This window comes from Paraburkholderia sp. RL17-368-BIF-A, from assembly GCF_046054045.1.
GTDB classification, from domain to species: Bacteria; Pseudomonadota; Gammaproteobacteria; order Burkholderiales; family Burkholderiaceae; genus Paraburkholderia; species Paraburkholderia graminis.
On record NZ_JARESN010000007.1, the window covers coordinates 128,687 to 143,176 of the forward strand.

The 14,490-nt window shown below is 62.6% G+C and carries 12 protein-coding genes; 9 read left to right on the forward strand and 3 right to left on the reverse strand.

The genetic code is table 11. The annotated features are described in order from the left end of the window. Positions 1-89 precede the first annotated feature (89 nt). The 5 genes from P0D87_RS14405 (at position 90) to P0D87_RS14425 (ending at position 5,325) form a co-directional block, all read left to right on the forward strand. Complete coding sequence (locus P0D87_RS14405) at positions 90-1,412, forward strand: ABC transporter substrate-binding protein (RefSeq protein WP_053858691.1); 1,323 nt, start codon at positions 90-92, stop codon at positions 1,410-1,412. A 236-nt stretch (positions 1,413-1,648) separates the two neighbouring features. Further along, entirely contained in the window at positions 1,649-2,584 is a 936-nt protein-coding gene (locus tag P0D87_RS14410) for a carbohydrate ABC transporter permease (protein ID WP_006050007.1), read from the forward strand. Then, a complete protein-coding gene (locus P0D87_RS14415) occupies positions 2,581-3,456 on the forward strand; it encodes a carbohydrate ABC transporter permease (RefSeq protein ID WP_006050008.1) in 876 nt (291 codons plus the stop codon). The genes P0D87_RS14410 and P0D87_RS14415 overlap by 4 nt, the downstream gene beginning before the upstream one ends. Beyond that, positions 3,453-4,154, forward strand: a complete 702-nt coding sequence (locus P0D87_RS14420; protein ID WP_029968140.1) for an HAD family hydrolase — start codon at positions 3,453-3,455, stop codon at positions 4,152-4,154. The genes P0D87_RS14415 and P0D87_RS14420 overlap by 4 nt, the downstream gene beginning before the upstream one ends. A gap of 61 nt (positions 4,155-4,215) precedes the next feature. After that, positions 4,216-5,325: an ABC transporter ATP-binding protein gene (locus P0D87_RS14425; RefSeq protein ID WP_029968138.1), complete on the forward strand. Its 1,110-nt coding sequence runs from the start codon at positions 4,216-4,218 to the stop codon at positions 5,323-5,325. Between the two features lie 32 nt (positions 5,326-5,357). On the opposite strand, the gene P0D87_RS14430 is transcribed toward P0D87_RS14425, so the two are convergent. The 3 genes from P0D87_RS14430 to dalD all read right to left on the reverse strand — a co-directional run bounded on the left by P0D87_RS14430 (position 5,358) and on the right by dalD (position 9,437). Then, on the reverse strand, positions 5,358-6,305 hold the full coding sequence (locus tag P0D87_RS14430) for a sugar-binding transcriptional regulator (RefSeq protein WP_029968136.1): 948 nt from the start codon (positions 6,303-6,305) through the stop codon (positions 5,358-5,360). A 123-nt stretch (positions 6,306-6,428) separates the two neighbouring features. Then, positions 6,429-7,910, reverse strand: a complete 1,482-nt coding sequence (xylB, locus tag P0D87_RS14435; protein WP_006050013.1) for a xylulokinase — start codon at positions 7,908-7,910, stop codon at positions 6,429-6,431. 114 nt (positions 7,911-8,024) lie between these two features. Next, on the reverse strand, positions 8,025-9,437 hold the full coding sequence (dalD, locus tag P0D87_RS14440) for a D-arabinitol 4-dehydrogenase (RefSeq protein ID WP_053858690.1): 1,413 nt from the start codon (positions 9,435-9,437) through the stop codon (positions 8,025-8,027). 387 nt (positions 9,438-9,824) lie between these two features. Between dalD and P0D87_RS14445 the strand changes: the two genes are divergently transcribed. From P0D87_RS14445 to P0D87_RS14460, 4 genes are all read left to right on the forward strand, one after another. Continuing rightward, positions 9,825-10,805 carry an AraC family transcriptional regulator gene (locus P0D87_RS14445; RefSeq protein ID WP_029968135.1) on the forward strand — a complete coding sequence of 327 codons (981 nt, stop codon included), beginning with the start codon at positions 9,825-9,827 and terminating at the stop codon, positions 10,803-10,805. Positions 10,806-10,927: 122 nt separating this feature from the next. After that, on the forward strand, positions 10,928-11,875 hold the full coding sequence (locus P0D87_RS14450) for an ABC transporter substrate-binding protein (RefSeq protein ID WP_029968134.1): 948 nt from the start codon (positions 10,928-10,930) through the stop codon (positions 11,873-11,875). Between the two features lie 71 nt (positions 11,876-11,946). Then, on the forward strand, positions 11,947-13,467 hold the full coding sequence (locus P0D87_RS14455) for a sugar ABC transporter ATP-binding protein (protein ID WP_053858689.1): 1,521 nt from the start codon (positions 11,947-11,949) through the stop codon (positions 13,465-13,467). Further along, positions 13,454-14,461 (forward strand): ABC transporter permease, encoded by a 1,008-nt coding sequence (locus P0D87_RS14460; protein WP_006050018.1) that lies wholly within the window; start codon positions 13,454-13,456, stop codon positions 14,459-14,461. The genes P0D87_RS14455 and P0D87_RS14460 overlap by 14 nt, the downstream gene beginning before the upstream one ends. Positions 14,462-14,490: the final 29 nt, after the last annotated feature.

A 14,490-nucleotide genomic window follows, 5' to 3' on the forward strand; every position in this document is an offset into this window, starting at 1 on the left:
GTTTGCCCGCGCGCTTATCTCTGTCATTCAGCGCCATTTCGTAGAACAAACGCAGCATCACATAACGCACGAGAAAGGAGACAACACACATGAAACCAGCCCTCAAGTCCGCGCTCAAGATGGTGAGCGCAGGCGCCGCTGCCTGCTTTGCGCTAAGCGCGTCGGCGGCCACGGTAACGATCGCGACGCTGAACAATCCGGACATGATCGAGCTGAAGAAGCTCTCGCCAGAATTCGAAAAGGCGAATCCGGATATCAAGCTGAACTGGGTGATTCTCGAGGAAAACGTGCTGCGTCAGCGCGCCACTACCGACATCACGACTGGCAGCGGCCAGTTCGACGTGATGACGATCGGCGCCTATGAAACGCCGCAGTGGGGCAAGCGCGGCTGGCTCACGCCGCTCACGAACCTGCCCGCCGACTACGATCTCAACGACGTCGTGAAGACGGCCCGCGACGGACTTTCCTCCGGCGGCCAGTTGTACGCGCTGCCGTTCTACGTCGAAAGCTCGATGACGTATTACCGCAAGGACCTGTTCGCAGCGAAGGGCCTGAAAATGCCCGATCAACCGACCTACGACCAGATCGCGCAATTCGCCGACAAGCTCACCGACAAAGCCAACGGCGTGTACGGCATCTGCCTGCGCGGCAAGGCTGGCTGGGGCGAGAACATGGCATACGGCACGACGGTCGTGAACACGTTCGGCGGCCGCTGGTTCGACGAAAAGTGGCATGCGCAACTCACGTCGCCGGAATGGAAGAAGGCGATCACGTTCTATGTCGATCTGCTGAAGAAGAACGGCCCGCCCGGAGCGAGCTCGAACGGCTTCAACGAAAACCTCACGCTGATGTCCTCGGGCAAATGCGCGATGTGGATCGACGCGACCGTGGCAGCCGGCATGCTTTACAACAAGCAGCAATCGCAGATCGCGGACAAGGTCGGCTTCGCGGCCGCGCCGGTCGCGGTCACGCCGAAGGGTTCGCACTGGCTGTGGGCGTGGGCGCTGGCGATTCCGAAGTCGTCGAAGCAGGCCGATGCGGCGAAGAAGTTCATCGCGTGGGCGACGTCGAAGCAGTACATCGAACTCGTCGCGAAGGATGAAGGCTGGGCTTCGGTGCCGCCGGGAACGCGTCAATCCACCTACGCGCGTCCGGAATACAAGCAGGCTGCGCCGTTTGGCGACTTCGTGCTGAAGGCCATCGAGACGGCCGATCCGGAACATCCGACGTTAAAGCCCGTGCCGTACACCGGCGTGCAGTTCGTCGGGATTCCTGAGTTCCAGTCCTTCGGCACGGTGGTCGGTCAGAGCATCTCCGGCGCGATTGCCGGTCAGATGACCGTCGACCAGGCGTTGGCGGCAGGGCAGGCCACCGCGGATCGCGCAGTGAAGCAGGCCGGCTACCAGAAGTAATGCCGAAGTCGGTCGCACTTCGCGACTGACTGAAGCAACGGAACTGAACCACGGAACCGAAGCACGGAAACAAGCCCTGTGGCACGCGCCGGCTGACGCCCGTCAGCCGGCTCACGCAGTACAGCGGGCCGTCACGGCCGCACTAAGCCGTCACGCCGTTTTGTCCTCGCATCAAAAGCGACATGGCGATTCATGCGGCTCGTGCCGCCCGCGCATTACCGAACAGGTGGTCAATCATGCGTCCTCTGCGCCTGCCTCTCATGCATGCCCATCCTCAGACAGAAAAAGAACGCGAAGTCCGCAAAGCCAATTCGGCGCGCTGGCTCGTGTCGCCGTCGGTCGCGGTGCTGTTGCTGTGGATGACGATTCCGCTCGCGATGACGATCTGGTTTTCGTTCTCGCGCTACAACCTGCTGAACCCGGACTTGAAGGGTTTCGCCGGCTTCGACAATTATCAGTATCTTGCCAGTGACCCGTCGTTCGGTCCGTCGATTGGTCATACGCTGCAATTGATCGTGGCGGTGCTGGTGATCACGGTGGTGGGCGGCGTGCTGATGGCGATTCTGTTCGATCGCAAGTTCTACGGTCAGGGCGTCGCACGGCTACTCGCCATCGCGCCGTTCTTCGTGATGCCGACGGTGAGCGCGCTGATCTGGAAGAACATGATCCTGCATCCGGTGTATGGCCTGATCGCGAGCGGCATGCGCGCAATCGGCCTGCAACCAATCGACTGGTTCGCCGAATATCCGTTGACCGCGGTCATCATGATCGTCGCGTGGCAATGGCTGCCGTTCGCGTTTCTGATTCTGTTCACGGCGATCCAGTCGCTCGATCAGGAGCAGAAAGAAGCGGCGCGCATCGACGGCGCGGGGCCGTTCGCGATGTTCTTCTATATCACGCTGCCGCATCTGAAACGCGCGATCGCCGTGGTCGTGATGATGGAGACGATTTTCCTGCTGTCGATCTTCGCGGAAATCTATACAACGACGGGCGGCGGTCCGGGCACCGCGACCACTAATCTGTCGTACCTGATCTATTCGCTCGGCCTGCAACAGTTCGACGTCGGTCTCGCATCGGCGGGCGGCATTCTCGCTGTCGTGCTGGCCAACATCGTGTCGTTCTTCCTCGTGCGCATGCTCGCGAAGAACCTCAAAGGGGAGTACGAAAAATGAGCCACGTTGCCTCTACTCCGGCGTCGACCACGGCGCCCGTCACCGTGCATGCGAAGTCGCCGTTCGATACGATCCGCCGCGCGATTCCCGGCGTGCTCGCCTGGCTCGTCGCATTGCTGCTGTTTTTCCCGATCTTCTGGATGACGATCACCGCATTCAAGACCGAGCAGCAGGCGTATTCGTCGTCGCTATTTTTCACGCCGACGTTCGACAGCTTTCGTGAAGTGTTTGCGCGCAGCAACTACTTTTCGTTCGCGTGGAATTCGATTCTGATCTCGGTCGGCGTCACGGTGCTGTGCCTGATTCTGGCCGTGCCCGCCGCGTATGCGATGGCCTTTTTCCCCACGCGCCGCACGCAAAAAGTTCTGCTGTGGATGCTGTCGACGAAGATGATGCCGTCCGTCGGCGTGCTCGTGCCGATCTATCTGCTGTGGAAAAACAGCGGCCTGCTCGATACCGTGTCGGGTCTCGTGATCGTCTATACGCTGATCAATCTGCCGATTGCGGTGTGGATGTCGTTCACGTACTTCGCTGAAATTCCGCGCGATATTCTCGAGGCCGGACGCATCGACGGCGCGGCGACCTGGCAGGAAATCGTCTATCTGCTGATGCCGATGGCGCTGCCGGGGCTTGCTTCCACCGCGCTGCTGCTCGTGATTCTTTCGTGGAACGAAGCGTTCTGGAGCATCAATCTGTCCAGTTCCAATGCCGCGCCGCTGACTGTGTTCATCGCGTCGTATTCGAGTCCGGAAGGGCTCTTCTGGGCCAAGCTGTCCGCGGCTTCGCTGCTTGCCGTGGCGCCGATTCTGATCGTCGGCTGGTTGTCGCAGAAGCAGCTCGTGCGCGGCCTCACGTTCGGGGCGGTCAAATGACGGCAGACACGCGTGCAGCAAATCTCGCGCTGATCTGCGATTGCGACGGTGTGTTGATCGACAGCGAAGCGGTGGCCGCGCGCATGCTCGTGCAGGAACTCGAGGCGCGCTGGCCCGGCGCGAATGTCGAACCGGTCGTGCTGCCGCTGCTCGGGCTACGCATCGAAAGCGTGCTGACGGGCACGGCGATGCAGCTCGGCAAGAGCCTCGGCCTCGACGACATCGACGCGATTCGCCGTTCTGTCGAAGCCGCCGCGATGCAGGCGCCGGCAGTGGAAGGCATCGAGCAGGCGCTCGCGCAAGTGCCGCTCGTGAAGGGCTGCGCGAGCAACAGTTTTCGGCCATACGTGGAGACGGTTCTGGCTCGCACGGGCCTCGTGCGGTTCTTCGGCGATCGCCTCTTTTGCGCCGACAGCGTCGCCAATCCGAAGCCCGCGCCCGACGTTTATCTCGCGGCGGCGCAGGGTTTGCGGCTCGCGCCGTCGGCGTGCCTCGTGGTGGAAGACAGCGTAACCGGCGTCACGGCCGCAAGCGCGGCGGGCATGACGGTGCTTGGCTTTATCGGCGGCGGTCATGCAAGCGATGCGCAGATCGACAAGCTGCATAAAGCCGGCGCGCGTCATGTATTCGACGACATGCAGCAGTTGCCGGAACTCGTCGCGCAATGGACGCTGAGCGCCACGGCTGCGGCGCCTTGAACGCACAAGCAACGCAATAGCACCACACAAGCAACACGCAAGCATTACACGGAGACACATCATGGCAAGCGTAACTCTGCGCAATATCCGGAAGGCTTACGACGACACCGAGGTGATGCGCGACATCAACCTCGACATCGCGGACGGCGAGTTCGTCGTGTTCGTGGGCCCGAGCGGCTGCGGTAAATCGACCCTGATGCGGATGATCGCCGGCCTCGAAGACATCAGCGCCGGCGATCTCACCATCGACGGGACACGCATGAACGATGTGCCGCCCGCCAAGCGCGGCATCGCGATGGTGTTTCAGTCGTACGCGCTGTATCCGCACATGACGCTGTACGACAACATGGCGTTCGGCCTGAAACTCGCGGGCACTAAAAAGCCTGAGATCGACGCGGCCGTGCGCAATGCGGCGAAGATTCTGCATATCGATCACCTGCTCGATCGCAAGCCGAAACAGCTTTCGGGCGGCCAGCGTCAGCGCGTCGCGATTGGCCGCGCGATCACGCGTAAGCCGAAGGTGTTTCTGTTCGACGAACCGCTGTCGAATCTCGACGCCGCTTTGCGCGTGAAAATGCGCCTCGAATTCGCGCGTCTGCATGACGAGCTGAAGACCACGATGATCTACGTGACGCACGATCAGGTCGAAGCGATGACGCTTGCGGACAAGATCGTCGTGCTCTCGGCGGGCAATCTCGAACAGGTGGGCAGTCCGACAATGCTGTATCACGCGCCGGCCAATCGTTTTGTCGCGGGCTTTATCGGTTCGCCGAAAATGAATTTCATGGAAGGCGTGGTGCAGTCGGTCACGCACGACGGCGTGACGGTGCGCTACGAAACCGGCGAGACGCAGCGCGTCGCTGTTGAACCGGCTTCGGTGAAGCAGGGCGACAAGGTGACGGTCGGCATTCGTCCCGAGCATCTGCATGTCGGCATGACGGATGACGGCGTGTCGGCCCGCACGATGGCCGTCGAATCGCTCGGCGACGCCGCGTATCTGTATGCGGAGTCGAGCGTGGCGCCGGATGGTTTGATCGCGCGCATTCCGCCGCTCGAACGGCATGCGAAGGGCGAGACGCAGAAGCTCGGCGCGACGCCCGAGCATTGTCATCTGTTCGATAGCGACGGTAAGGCGTTCCAGCGCAAGATCGTCGAAGTGCTGGCGGCCTGAGTTCTACCCGCTAGAAGGGGGCGTGCGCCGCTTCACGCCTCCAGCGCCGCGCGCGCGCACAGCTCATCGGTGACGAGCCCCGACAGCCAGCCGCCCTTGAGCACGGCGATCAGCGCCTCGCGCTTGCGCTTGCCGCCCGCGAAGCCAATGGTGGGCCGCTGCGGCGGCGAGTCGATTGAAATGCTGGTCACGCGCCGGCCTGTGGGCGACTCGACACGCGCGCCGGCGGCATTAATTGGCAGTCCGAGCATTTCCGCCACCGCACCGCCTTGCACCAGCTCTTTTACTTCCGCCGACGTAATAAAGCCGTCTTCGTGCAGCGGGCATTTCGGCCCGATATTGCCGATGCCGACAAACGCGACATCCGCCTCGGCCGACAACGATTCGACGATCCGATACAGCCGGTGATTGCACCACTGTGCACGTTCGGCCTCGCTATCGGCGATCAACGGCGCGGGCAGCAGAAAATGCTTGCCGCCCGTCTTCTCCGAAATGTGCAGCGCGACGTCATAGCGGTTCGAGGAGCCGTCCTGGGCGATCGCTCCGACCATCGATACCAACCGATGCTGCGGACGGTCTAGCTGCGCGATCTGGTCGACCGCGGCTTTGAGCGTCCGGCCGCTGCTGACGGCGACCACCATCGGTTTTTCTTCCGTGAGGTAGCGCTCCATCACCTGCGCGCCGGCTACCGCGAGTTTGCGGTCGACTTCCTCGGGCGTGTCGCTGTCGATGGGCACGACTTCGCACATCGACAGGCCATAGCGTTTGGACAATTGGTCCGCAAGCGACAGGCAGTCCGCCAGTTGATGATCGACGCGCACGCGGATCAGGTTCTTTTCCACCGCGAACGCGACGAGCCGCTGCGCAACCGGGCGCGACACCTGGAGCTTCTCGGCGATCTCGTTCTGCGTATTGCCCGCGACGTAGTAAAGCCACGCGGCGCGAGTAGCAAGGTCTAATTTTTCTGTGGACTTGGGCACGGTGACGATCCGCTTGAGGGGCGCCGATGATAGCAGCCGGTTCATGCATGCCGATGCATCACGATGCATGGCGGCACGGCCGGCTGCGGTTTGCGCTGCGTTGCTATGCGCCTGGATGAGCGCCTAGATGAGCCGCTCGCGAGCGGAGTCGAAGAGCGGCCGCACATGACGGTACAGCGCACGATAAGCGTCGAGCCGCGCGCGCAATTCGGCATGACGGCGCGCGTTCGGCGTGAACTCTTTTTCGATCGGCGGTTTGGCGAGCACGATCGCCGGATCGCCGCCCGCTGCGAGCCAGCCGAGGCGCGCCGCGCCGAGCGCCGCGCCCGTCTCGCCGCCGCCGTGCTTGCGCGTCGCGGTGTCGAGCGCGTCGGCGAGCAGTTGCGCCCAGTAGTCGCTGCGCGCGCCGCCGCCTAACAGCGAGAACGCTTTCGCTTCGGTGCCGGCCGCGCGCAGTGCGTCGAGGCCGTCGGTGAGCGCGAGCGTCACACCTTCGAGCACCGCGTAGCCGAGCAACGCGCGATCCGTCGCGTGATTCATGCCGAAGAAAACGCCCTGCGCGTAGGGGTCGTTGTGCGGCGTGCGTTCGCCCGACAGATACGGCAAGAAGAGCGGCGCGGTGTTGAGCGCATCCGCGGGCAGCGCTTCGATTTCGGCGAGCAGCGTGGGTTCGTCGGTCGAGGTGAGCTTGCAGACCCAGCGCAAACAGCTCGCCGCGGAGAGCACCACGCTCATCTGATGCCAGCGGTCGGGAATCGCGTGGCAGAACGCGTGGACAGCGGACGCGGGATTCGGCCGGAAGCTGTCGCCCACCACGCACAACACGCCCGACGTGCCGAGCGACACGAAGCCGTCGCCCGGCTGCGTCGCGCCGATGCCGATGGCGCTCGTCGCATTGTCGCCGCCGCCGGCCGCGACGATCACGCCGTCGCTCAAGCCCAGTTCGCGCGCGACCTCGGGCAGCAATGTGCCGGACGGCGCGCTGCCTTCGGCGAGCGCCGGCATCTGCGCGCGCGTCATGTTGCAGGCGGCGAGCAGCGAATCGGACCAGTCGCGTTTCGCGACATCGAGCCACAACGTGCCGGCCGCATCCGATGGATCGGACACCTTGCCGCCGGTCAGTTGCAGACGCAAGTAGTCTTTCGGCAGCAGCACGCAGGCGGTGCGCGCAAAGATGTCGGGCTCGTGACGCGCGACCCACAGCAGCTTCGGCGCGGTGAACCCCGGCATCGCAAGATTGCCGGCGACGCTATGCAAATCGGGCGCGCGCTCCGTGAGCTCGGCGCACTCCTTGTCGCTGCGCATGTCGTTCCACAGTATCGCGGGCCGCAGCACGCGGTTCTCCGCGTCGAGCAGCACCGCGCCGTGCATCTGCCCGGACAGGCCGATGCCGCGAATCTGCGCGAACTCGTCGGGATGCTTCGCGCGCAGTGCGGCGAGCGCGCTTTGCGTGCCCGTCCACCAGTCTTCGGGATTCTGCTCGGCCCAGCGCTGATGCGGGCGCGAAACGGTGAATGGCGAGCCGGCGGTGCCGATCACGCGTCCCGTCGACGCGAGCAGCAGGACTTTCACTTCGGACGTGCCGAGGTCGATGCCGAGATACATGGGCGCGAAACCTTCGTCGTTGGAGATGCGCTACTTTAGCCGCACGCCGCGCGCGGTGCCATGCGCATTAAGCCTGGCACCGCGCGAATCCGGCTGGTGTGTTTGCGGCGTGGCTTACGCCTGACCGCGTTTTGCGAGCCACACGTCGACGCGCGCGAGCGCGCCGGCCAGCGCCGATTCGAGTTCCTGCGTCGCGGCCATGCTGCCCCACAGCAGACGGTCGGCGGCGAACGCCTGCAACGGATCGGGCGCCGCGAAGAAGCCGCGCGCGACGCGCTCGTCCATCACGCCGTCCTGGTACGTGTAGGGCAGCTTGCCCGTCTGCCAGCGTTCGAGGAAGCGGAAGAACAACGCGGGCAGCATCGCGGTGGCCGCGGGCGTGACGCCTCGCTCGAAACATTCGGCGAGCGTCGGCGCGATGAAGCCAGGCAGTTTGGAGAAGCCGTCCGCCGCGACGCGCTGGTTCGTGTCCTGGATATAAGGATTGCCGAAGCGCTCGAGCACCACATCGCGATAGCGTTCGAGATCGAGCGGACTCGGCGAGAGACAGGGGATCACATCCTGCGTCACGTAATCGAATGCGAACTGGCGGATGTCGGCGTCGTGCGTGCCTTCGTGAATGTAGTCGAGACCGATCAACGTGCCCGCCCACGCAATGCAGCTATGCGTCGCGTTGAGAATGCGGATCTTCGCTTCTTCATAGGGCAGCACCGAGTCGACCAGTTCCGCGCCGACTTTCTCCCACGCGGGACGCCCGGCGATGAAGTGCTCTTCGATCACCCATTGGATAAACGCTTCGCCCATCACCGGGCACGCGTCGTCGACACCGGTTGCGGCCTTTACGCGTTCGCGCACGTCCGGCGTCGGGCGCGGCGTGATGCGGTCGACCATCGAACTCGGGCACGCCGTGTTGTCGTCGAACCACTGCGCGAGTTCGTCCGCGCCGCGCAGCTCGAGAAACGCGCTCATGCCCGCATGGAAACGCTCGCCGTTGCGGCGCAGGTTGTCGCACGTTTGCAGCGTGACGGGGCCCGCGCCGGCTTTCATGCGCGCGTCGAGAATGGCCGCCAGCGCGCCGTAGATGGTCGTGTGTCCGCCTTTGAGATCGGTTGCGAGATCGGGATTCGCGGTGTCGAGCTGGTCGTGTTCGTCGAGGTAATAACCGCCTTCGGTGACGGTGAACGCAATGATCTTGCACGCGGGATCGGCGCCGGCTTCGATCAGCGTGTCGAGGCTTTGCGTCCACGGCAGCACGCGCTCGATCGAGCGGATCGTCTCGTAAGCGCGCTCGCCTTGCGGCGTGACGGTCTCGAGCGTATAGACGCCGTCTTGCGCGGCCAGTGCTTCGAGCACCGCGTTCATGTCGCTGCGAATGTTACCGACGGTGAGCGACCAGTGCGGTTCGCCCGGCAGCTTCGCTTCGTTCAATCGGTGGAGATACCACGCCTGATGCGCGCGATGAAACGACCCCGCGCCGATATGCAGGATCACCTGTGCGGCGTCGCCGCTGCCTTGCCCGCTGCTCATTGTGCGTCTCCATCTGTCTGGGCTGTTGCGCGGCTTGTCGCGCGCATTTATTGGTCGTTAGAGCATTTGCTCTGTATGTGAGCGAATGATCGTACCCGCTGAAACGAAAGTCAAGGCGGCCACAGGATGTTTTCGTGGCGCGGCGCGGCGGGCCAAGGCTGCAACGCATCACGGAATCGCGTCGATACATGCTTCGTGGCGCGCTTCATCGGCTCTTTTGCATTGCATCATTCTTGACCTTGCGCGCGTCGGGACTTACCCGAATGCAAAAAAGTATCGGTACGCGGTTTCATTTTTAGTGGTGGCGCGCGCGTTTCAAGACTACTTTTCGCTATACAAGACGAAGACGAGCGGCATCTCCCTTGAGCCGCTTCATGGAGGCAGACAGTGCAACCCGATCTGGAGATCGTGGCCGTACGCCGCGACGAGTCGTTCAAAGTGTGGTCGCACGGCTATCCGTATCGCACGGTACGCTGGCACTTTCATCCCGAGTACGAGATTCATCTGATCGTGGCGACGACCGGGAAGATGTTCGTCGGCGATCACATCAGCAGCTTCGCGCCCGGCAATCTCGTGTTGATGGGGCCGAACCTGCCGCATAACTGGGTGAGCGATGTGCCCGAAGGCGAGAACATCGCGCAGCGCAATCTCGTCGTGCAGTTCGGCCAGGAGTTCGTGTCGAGTTGTCTTGAGAGTTTTCCCGAGTGGCGTCAGGTGGAGGCGCTCCTTGCGGACTCGCGCCGCGGCGTGTCGTTCGGCGCGCGCACGAGTGCGGCGATTCAGCCGCTTTTTCTCGAACTATTGGGCGCGCGGGGATTGCGCCGCCTCGTGCTCTTCATGTCGATGCTCGAAATCCTGATGAGCGCCGAAGACCGCGAGACGCTCGCGAGTCCCGCGTATCAGGCCGATCCGACGGGCTTCGCGTCGACGCGCATCAACCATGTGCTTTCGTATATCGGCAAGAACCTCGCGAACGACTTGCGCGAATCGGATCTCGCGCAACTGGCCGGCCAAAGTGTGAGTGCGTTTTCGCGTTATTTCCGCCGGCACACGGGCCTGCCGTTCGTGCAGTACGTGAACCGCATGCGCATCAATCTCGCGTGCCAGTTGCTGACCGATAGCGAACTGAGCGTGACCGACATCTGCTTCAAGGCGGGCTTTAATAACCTGTCGAATTTCAACCGGCAGTTTCTCGCGGTGAAGGGCATGGCGCCTTCGAAGTTTCGCCGCTATCAGCAATTGAACGACGCGAGCCGCGATGCTTCGGAAGAAGCGGCCGCGCGCGGAAGGGGCGTCGACGACGCGCCCGCCATCGTGCTCGCGCCAGGCTTGCCGCGTCCTGCCGCCGCAGCTTATCCACCGACGTAGCCTCTGCGTATTTCACCGCCGCGCTTTTCAGCAAGGCGCTTTGTTTCACCCGCGTTTCAACACGTATCGCGCTGTCCGCCGACAGCGTGACGGACGTGCTCACTTCAAAAACGGAGACAACCATGACGCAAACCCTCGTGACGCAATCCATCATCAAACAGGCATCGTTGAAGACATTCGCGAGCCTTGCATTCGGCCTCGCGCTGATCGCCGCGCCTGCCGCGCAGGCCGCACCGCTGAAGATCGGCATGACGTTTCAGGAACTGAACAATCCATATTTCGTGACGATGCAGAAGGCGTTGAACGACGCCGCTGCGTCGACCGGTGCAACGGTGGTCGTCACCGACGCGCATCACGACGTGAGCAAACAGGTGAGCGACGTCGAAGACATGCTGCAAAAGAAGATCGACATTCTGCTCGTGAATCCGACCGATTCGACGGGCATTCAGTCGGCGGTGACGTCGGCGAAAAAAGCGGGCGTGGTGGTGGTCGCAGTGGACGCGAACGCGAACGGTCCCGTCGATTCGTTCGTCGGCTCGAAGAACTTCGACGCGGGACAGATAGCCTGCGAGTACCTCGCCAAGTCGATTGGCGGCAGCGGCGAAGTGGCGATTCTCGACGGCATTCCGGTCGTGCCGATTCTCGAACGCGTGCGCGGCTGCAAGGCGGCGCTTGCGAAGGCGCCGGGCGTCAAGCTCGTGGATACGCAGAACGGCAAGCAGGAACGCGCGACCGCACTGTCCGTCACCGAGAACATGATTCAGGCGCACCCGAACCTGAAGGGCATCTTCAGCGTGAACGACGGTGGATCGATGGGCGCGCTCTCCGCAATTGAGTCATCGGGTAAGGACATCAAGCTGACGAGCGTCGACGGCGCGCCCGAAGCGATTGCCGCGATTCAAAAGCCGAATTCGAAATTCATCGAGACGTCAGCGCAGTTTCCTGCCGATCAGGTGCGCATTGCACTCGGCATCGCCTACGCGAAGAAGTGGGGCGCCAATGTACCCAAAGCGATTCCCGTCGACGTGAAGATGATCGACAAGAGCAACGCGAAGGGTTTTAGCTGGTAAGCCCAATGCCCGCCGCGCTGTGTTTGCGGTGGTCGATGCGAACACGGCGGCGGGCAGTGATGGAGCACCCGATGGACACGATATTGAAACTCGAGAACATCAGCAAAAGTTTTCCGGGCGTGAAGGCGCTGCAAGGCATTCACCTCGAGATAGCGCGCGGCGAAATCCACGCGCTGCTCGGCGAAAACGGCGCGGGCAAGTCGACGCTGATGAAGATTCTGTGCGGCATTTATCAGCCGGACGAAGGCACGATCACGATCGACGGCGAGCCGCGGCACTTTGCAAATTATCACGACGCGGTCGCTGCGGGCGTCGGCATCGTGTTTCAGGAATTCAGCCTGATTCCGTACTTGAATGCAGTGGAGAACATCTTTCTCGGCCGCGAGATGAAGAACGGCTTGGGCCTGCTCGAACGCGGCAAGATGCGGCGCGCGGCGGCCGATATATTCGCGCGGCTCGGCGTGTCAATTGATCTGTCTGTGCCGATTCGCGAACTGTCGGTTGCGCAGCAGCAGTTCGTCGAGATCGGCAAGGCGTTGTCGCTCGAAGCGCGCATTCTGATTCTCGACGAACCGACCGCGACGCTCACGCCCGCCGAAGCCGAGCACCTTTTTGCCATCATGCGCGACCTGAAAAAGCAGGGCGTGGCGATGATTTTTATCTCGCATCACCTGGAAGAAATCTTCGAGGTGTGCGACCGCATTACGGTGCTGCGCGACGGTCAGTATGTCGGCATGACCGATGTCGCGCAGTCCGACGTGAGCCGGCTCGTCGAAATGATGGTGGGACGCCGCATCGAAAACAGTTTTCCGCCGAAGCCGCCGCTGTGCTCCGACGCGAAGATCGTGCTGGACGTACAGAAGCTGCAGTTGCATAAAGACAGCCCGGTGCTGCAATTCACGCTGCGCGAAGGCGAGATTCTCGGTTTCGCGGGACTGGTCGGTTCGGGCCGCACCGAGACCGCGCTCGCCGTGATCGGCGCGGACGCGGCCTATGCGAAGGAGATTCGCATCAACGGCGAGGCCGCGAAACTGTCGGACCCGGCGGATGCGTTGCGCGCGGGCGTCGGCATTCTTCCTGAAAGCCGCAAAACGGAAGGGCTGATTACGGACTTCTCGATCAAGCAGAACATCTCGATCAATAACCTCGGCAAATACCGCTCGCTGCGATTTTTTATCGATCAGCGCAGCGAAGCGCGCGCCACCGCCGACATCATGAAACGCGTCGGCGTGAAAGCGCCGACCATGCATACGGAAGTCGCCACGCTGTCGGGCGGCAACCAGCAGAAAGTCGTGATCGCGCGCTGGCTGAACCACCACACCAACATCCTCATCTTCGACGAACCGACGCGCGGCATCGACGTCGGCGCGAAGGCGGAAATCTATCTGCTGATGCGCGAACTCACCGCGCGCGGCTATTCGATCATCATGATTTCGTCGGAACTGCCGGAGATCGTGGGCATGTGCGACCGCGTCGCCGTGTTCCGGCAAGGCCGCATCGAAGCGCTGCTCGAAGGCGATCAGATCGACTCGAACGCCGTGATGACCTATGCAACCGCCGGCACTCGTGGAGCCCTGCATGAACACGCCTAATCCCTCTTCGCCGCCGAAAACGTCGAGCGTCAGTGGCAATACGCCCGGCGCACCCGTGCGCTTCACCTGGGCCGCGTTGAAGCGCTCGACGCTCTTCTATCCGTTCGTCGGTTTGCTCGTGGTTTGCATCGTGATGGTGTTCGCGAGCGACAGCTTTCTCTCCGGCGCGAACATCGAGAACGTGCTGCGCCAGGTGTCGATCAACGCGATCATCGCGGTCGGTATGACGTGCGTGATTCTCACGGGGGGCATCGACCTGTCGGTCGGCTCGGTGATGGCGCTTTCGGGCACGCTCGCCGCGGGACTGATGGTGGCCGGCATGAACGCGGTTGCCGCGTTGGCGGTTGGCGTTGCGGTGGGTCTCGGCTTCGGCGCGGCCAACGGGTTCTTCGTCGCGTTCGCCGGCATGCCGCCGATCATCGTCACGCTCGCGACGATGGGCATCGCGCGCGGCCTCGCACTCATCTATACGGGCGGCTATCCGATCGACGGCTTGCCCGAGTGGGTCAGCTTCTTCGGCAGCGGCAAGATTCTCGGCATTCAGGCGCCCGTCGTGATCATGGCGGTGATCTATGTGATCGCGTGGGTGCTGCTCGAACGCATGCCGTTTGGCCGCTACGTGTACGCGATTGGCGGCAATGAACAGGCGACGCGTCTGTCGGGCGTGCGCGTCGCGCGCGTGAAGCTGATCGTCTACACGATTGCAGGGTTGACGTCTTCGTTTGCCGCCATCGTGTTGACCGCGCGGTTGATGAGCGGCCAGCCGAATGCGGGCGTGGGCTTCGAACTCGACGCCATCGCGGCCGTCGTGATGGGCGGCACGTCGATCTCCGGCGGACGCGGTTCGATTATCGGCACGTTGATCGGCGCGCTGCTGCTAGGTGTGCTGAACAACGGACTCAACATGGTCGGCGTCAATCCGTATGTGCAGAACGTGATCAAAGGCGGAATCATTCTGCTCGCGATTTACATCAGCCGTGACCGCAGAAAGTAACGCTTTCTTCTCCATTGATTTTCACTTCC